Origin of the sequence: Rhizorhabdus sp., from assembly GCF_018006725.1 — a bacterium.
Lineage (GTDB): Bacteria > Pseudomonadota > Alphaproteobacteria > Sphingomonadales > Sphingomonadaceae > Rhizorhabdus.
In genome coordinates, this window is sequence record NZ_JAGMXV010000294.1 from 1 (window position 1) to 5,163 (window position 5,163).

A 5,163-nucleotide genomic window follows, 5' to 3' on the forward strand; every position below is an offset into this window, starting at 1 on the left:
CCGTTGCGAGCGCGGCGAGCACGCCGCCGATGGCGCGCCGGTCTGGCGGGTCTGGCTGATCCAGTCCGAGCCGCTGCCCCTCACCGGGCTCGGTGCGCGGCGAGTTTGGCCGATCACGCGGGGCGAAGGACATGCGCGCGATGTGCTGGAGCCGCTCCGACAGGGACAGCCCGCCGACCTTGGCGCAATGCCCTTGGTCGACCTTACCCGGTTCCTCGCCTGTCACCTGACGGACGAGACGGAAGACGTCTCGATCCTGTTCAGCACCGGGCTCAAGATGGAGGGGCTGCCCGCAGAGCGCCACGCCGCCATCCTGCGCTGGGTGATCGACAGCAAGGACGCCTTCTTCCGCTATCTCCGGCTGCTCCTCTCCGAATTGGGCGATCCCTTCGCCGCAGCCCTCGCGGCGCAGGACGGGTCAGGTCAGGGCGTCTGGCGCGCGGCAAGCGACGACGCGCCCATCCTCGAGGAGATGGTTCGGGCCTTCTGCCGGGGCGGAGACCAGCTTCGCGCCATCGAACGGCTGATCGCACGCCTGGAAACCGGCGACAGTGACGCTACCGATCCGATTCCGGCCGAGTTCCGCGCACTCTGGAACACATTCCGAATTGCGCTCGCCACGCAGGATGCCGCGCATGCCGAATGAACGGTTTCGCGCCGACGCGGCGCTCGCTCCCCTCAAGGTCTTTCAGCGGCGCACCGTCGACTACGTCTTCGATCGGCTCTACGGCCAGGACGATCCTGTCCGCCAGTTCCTGGTCGCCGACGAAGTCGGCCTCGGGAAGACGATGGTGGCGCGCGGCGTCATCGCCCGCATGATCGAACACCTGTGGGACAACACCAAGCGGATCGACATCCTCTACATCTGCTCGAACCAGGCGATCGCCGCCCAGAACCTCAACCGGCTGAACGTCCTCGGGCGACGCGAGCTGGCCCTGCCGACCCGCATGACGCTCGTTCCCTTGCAACTGCGCGACCAGGCGGGCCTCGACGCCAACAGGGTGAACTTCATCAGCCTGACGCCGGGCACAACCTTCGATCTGCGCTCCGCGACGGGCGTGACGCAGGAACGCGCCTTGCTGTTCCATCTCCTGCGCGACCTCGTTACGCGCCCGCGCGGCCTGCACAACCTGTTGCAGGTCACGGCCGGCGTCGAGGGTTGGAACCGCGCTGTGGACAACCTCACCCTCGAAGGCGTCGACAAGCGCATCATCGAGCGTTTCCGCCGCGACGTGCAGGCGGATCGCGACCTCTTCGAGGAACTCGAACGGATTTGCGAACTCTTCCCGCGCCGCCGGGACACCTATCCCGCAGAAATGACACAGCCCCGCAACAGCCTGGTCGCCCGGCTCCGCGCCAAGCTGTCCCACGCCTGCGTGGATGCGCTGCAACCCGACCTCATCATCATGGACGAGTTCCAGCGGTTTCGGGATCTGCTGCATGGCGACAGCGACGCGGCGATCCTCGCGCGCGAACTGTTCGACTACTCGGGAGGCGACGGGCACGCCGCCCGCACCTTGCTGCTCTCCGCCACACCCTACCGGATGCTCACGCTCGCCGGCGACGAGCCCGACGAAGGCGACCACTATCAGGACTTCCTTGAGACCCTGAGTTTCCTCTACGGCCGGGAAAAGGGGCCGGAGGTGGCAGCCACGCTGGCGCGTGAAATGCGCGCCTTCCGCGGCCTCTTGCATGCCCTGCCACAGTCACATGCCTCAGCGGTCGAGACCCGCCAGACCATCGAACGGCGCCTGCGCCGTGTGATCGCCCGAACCGAGCGGGTCGCATCCACGGTCGAGCGCGACTCCATGATGAGCGAGCCTCCCATTACGGTCTCGATCGCGCCCGCCGACCTCGCGCAGGCATCCGCCGTTTCTCAGGTGGCGCGCACGCTCGATGCGCCAGAGATCATCGAATACTGGAAGTCTTCGCCCTATCTGCTCAACTTCATGCGCCACTACAGCCTGAAGCGGCTGCTGGAAGACCAGATCGACGCGCCTTCGGCCGTGCTCCGCACCGCAATCCAGGCGGCTCGACCGGCCATGCTCGATCACGACGCCATCGACGCCTATGCGCCGCTGGACCCGGCCAACGGTCGCATGCGAGCAATCATGGACGACATCTTCGGCCAGCATCTGGAACAGAACCTCTGGATACCCGCCGCCATGCCCTATTACGGCGAGGCACGAGCCGGGGCGCCGCTGACCAAGGCGCTGATATTTTCGTCCTGGTCCATGGTGCCCGATGCGATCGCAGCCCTGCTGTCCTACGAAGCCGAACGGCGCATGGGCGTCGGCGAATCCGGCCGGCGCTATTTCGAGCAGCATCGCCTGCGTCCCTTGCAGTTTCGGCAGGATCACGGCCGGCTCGCGGGTCTGCGCGCGCTGCTGCTGATCTACCCCTCGCCGGCGCTGGCCGAGCTGGCCGATCCGCTGGCGGTGTTCAGCGAAACGAGGGCCACCTTGTCGCTGGAGGGAATGCGCTCCGCTGTGGGCGACCGCCTCAAGCCCGCCTTCGGTGCTTTGAAGGAAGGCGCGGTGTCGCATCAGGACGCGCACAGCGCCGAGTGGGCCGCCCCAGCCGTGATCGATGACCTGCTGGGCACGCGATCCCGCGCCTGGCTGGAAGCGCCCCACGGCATGCGCGCCCTGGCGAGCGAAGACGCCTTCCACGATCATGTCGCCGAACTGGCGGCAGCGGTGAAGACGCACGACATCGGCGCTTTGTCCGACGATCTTTCGGACCTGCTGGTTGACGTCGCGCTCGGCAGTCCGGCCGTCTGCGCGCTTCGCGCCCTCAAGCGGATCGCGCCCGAGCTGGCGTGGGATGACCCACGCTTGCTCAGCGCCGCCGCCGAAGTCGCGTGGTCGTTCCGGGCGCTGTTCAATCAGCATGACGCGGTCGCCTTGCTGCGACGGGATACCGACGATCACTACTGGCGCCGCGTGCTGGCCTATTGCGCCCAGCACAACCTACAGGCCGTCCTGGACGAATACGCACATTACCTCGTCGATGCCGAAGGTCTCGGAGCCCGCCCAGCCGACGACCGCGCAATCGGTGTCGCTCGCGCCATGGCACAGGCCCTCGCTATCCGCCCGTCGCAGATCGACGTCGATGACGTGCGGGTCGATGGAGAGTCCCTCGCCATCAGCAAGTTCCAGATGCGCGGACGCTTCGCGATGCGGCTCGCCGACTACAAGGACGAAGACGGTGCCGTCGCGCGGCTCGGAGGCGTGCGTGACGCCTTCAACTCACCGTTCCGGCCGTTCGTTCTCGCCACCACGTCGGTCGGCCAGGAAGGGCTGGACTTCCATCCCTATTGCTATCGCGTCTATCACTGGAACTTGCCAGGCAACCCGGTGGATCTCGAGCAGCGCGAAGGCCGCGTCCACCGCTTCAAGGGCCATGCTGTGCGCCTCAACCTGGCCGAGCGCCAGGCCGCGGTCGTCAGGGGCCGTGGGCAGGCTCCTGACGATCCGTGGAAGCTGATGTTCGAGCACGCGCGATCCGAGGCGGCGGTCGACACCGATCTCATCCCCTATTGGATCTACGAAGGTTCCGTGCGCGTCGAACGGCGCGTGCCGATGCTGCCGTTCAGTCGGGAAGTCACGCGACTCGCCTGGCTCAAACGCAGCCTCACGGTCTATCGACTGGCCTTCGGTCAACCACGGCAGGACGATCTGCTCGACTACCTGCAAACCCTGGCCGGCGACGGCATGGACTCCAACTTGCTTGCAGATCTGCAAATTCGGCTTGAGCCAGAGGTGTTCGACAGGTCAGCGTGATGACCTCACCGCGCCTCGCTCCAAATGCCCTTTGCGAGCGGGAAGACCACTCCGCATCCCCGCCTATTTATATCCCCCACCATCCGCCTTCCCTACGCCTGACGATTGATACTTCCCTGGCCACTTCCGCGCGCTCATGTTCGGTCGTGCAGGAGCGTGCGCCATCGAAGCTCGGCCAGCGTGTCGGTGCCTCTGAATGACCAACTCATTGCGAAATGCGTCTCGCGCTCGACCATCAACGATCATCAGCGGCAGGTCTCCTGCCGAAGGAGGGCGTATGTCAGAGACCACATTCCTCACGCCGGAAGAGGTGGCCGAACGCTATCGTGGCAGCGTTTCCGTCGGCACCCTTCGGAACTGGCGTGCGATGAAGATCGGGCCGTCGTTCGTAAAAATCGGCAAAGCGGTGCTCTACCGGATCGACGAGCTTGAGGCGTGGGACGACAGGAATCGTGTGCAGTGCCGCGCCCCGAAGCGAATTGAGCAAAGCGCCATGGATCGAGCTTGATCGCTCAGCACAAATGGCGGGCGCGCCGGTTGGCGCTCCCGACGCGCCCGCCCGCCTTCAGTTCATGCGAGGCGAACCGCCCCTCATGCGGCTGGACCATATGACGGCCAGCCTGGTGGGCCTCATGCGGGTTCGCCGCCATTCCCACCGCCATGCTTGATCCGCCCCACGGTGCGGCTTCTCCCATGGTCCCCGCGCTTATCGGGTCCGGGTCCCCATATCTGACTCAGGCGCTCGGCGTTTCCGCGATCGGGCCGAGCGTGTCGATCTCGGCGATCTTCTGAAACTCGCTGAGATAGTCCTGCTGATGGGTCGCCAACCAACGGACCACGCGATTGTTCGCAAGAAGCTTGGCGATGTATCCGCGCGCGACGGTCAAATGCAGGTTGTCGATACCGTAGGTTTCTTCGACCGACTTCACTTGGGTCTGAAGCGCCGCCAGCTCCCGTTCCATCCGGGCGATCTGTTGACCCGAGGGCGTCGGCTTGCCGCCGCCCTTTCCCTTTCTGGTAGTGGCAAGCTGGTTTTCAGATGTCGCAGCGCGCAGCGCGCGCGCAAACATGACCGTGAAATTGTTCTGGCCGATCATCAGATCAGCGGCTTCAATCTGCCGGACTGCCGTCATCTGACGCAGAATGTCGAACACCTTCATCGAGCAAGGGGTGTCCTTCAGCATCTCGGCCGCTTCGGGGCTGATCCCCTCCAGCAACCTGAAGCGCCGCAGCACGGACTCGACCTGGAGGTTCAAAGCGGCAGCGATGTCGGCGGATGACACGCCTCGATCCATCGCGCGCGCAATCATCCGGTGCTCTTGGATCGGCGGGATGCGGTTGACGCGCTTGTTATAGGTATAGGTGTCGTCCTCAGAGG

Annotated in this window: 3 protein-coding genes and 1 pseudogene; 3 read left to right on the forward strand and 1 reads right to left on the reverse strand. The window is 65.3% G+C overall.

Going from position 1 to position 5,163, the window contains the following annotated elements; genetic code table 11:
- The 3 genes and pseudogenes from KAY22_RS24270 to KAY22_RS24280 form a co-directional block, all read left to right on the forward strand.
- Positions 1 to 646, forward strand: a pseudogene (locus KAY22_RS24270) (hypothetical protein); the annotation flags it as partial.
- Entirely contained in the window at positions 636 to 3,785 is a 3,150-nt protein-coding gene (locus KAY22_RS24275; protein WP_296625711.1) for a helicase-related protein, read from the forward strand. The pseudogene KAY22_RS24270 and the gene KAY22_RS24275, both read left to right, overlap by 11 nt.
- A 277-nt stretch (positions 3,786 to 4,062) precedes the next feature.
- Positions 4,063 to 4,293, forward strand: a complete 231-nt coding sequence (locus tag KAY22_RS24280) for a helix-turn-helix domain-containing protein (protein WP_036288946.1) — start codon at positions 4,063 to 4,065, stop codon at positions 4,291 to 4,293.
- 226 nt (positions 4,294 to 4,519) lie between these two features.
- Here KAY22_RS24280 and KAY22_RS24285 read toward each other — a convergent pair.
- On the reverse strand, positions 4,520 to 5,163 hold a 644-nt coding region (locus KAY22_RS24285; RefSeq protein WP_296625712.1), incomplete at its 5' end, for a plasmid partitioning protein RepB C-terminal domain-containing protein.

Excerpts from the sequence above, each read along its gene's own strand:
- KAY22_RS24280 (WP_036288946.1), top strand. The coding sequence starts at position 4,063 with ATGTCAGAGACCACATTCCTCACGCCGGAAGAGGTGGCCGAACGCTAT.
- KAY22_RS24275 (WP_296625711.1), top strand. The coding sequence starts at position 636 with ATGCCGAATGAACGGTTTCGCGCCGACGCGGCGCTCGCTCCCCTCAAG.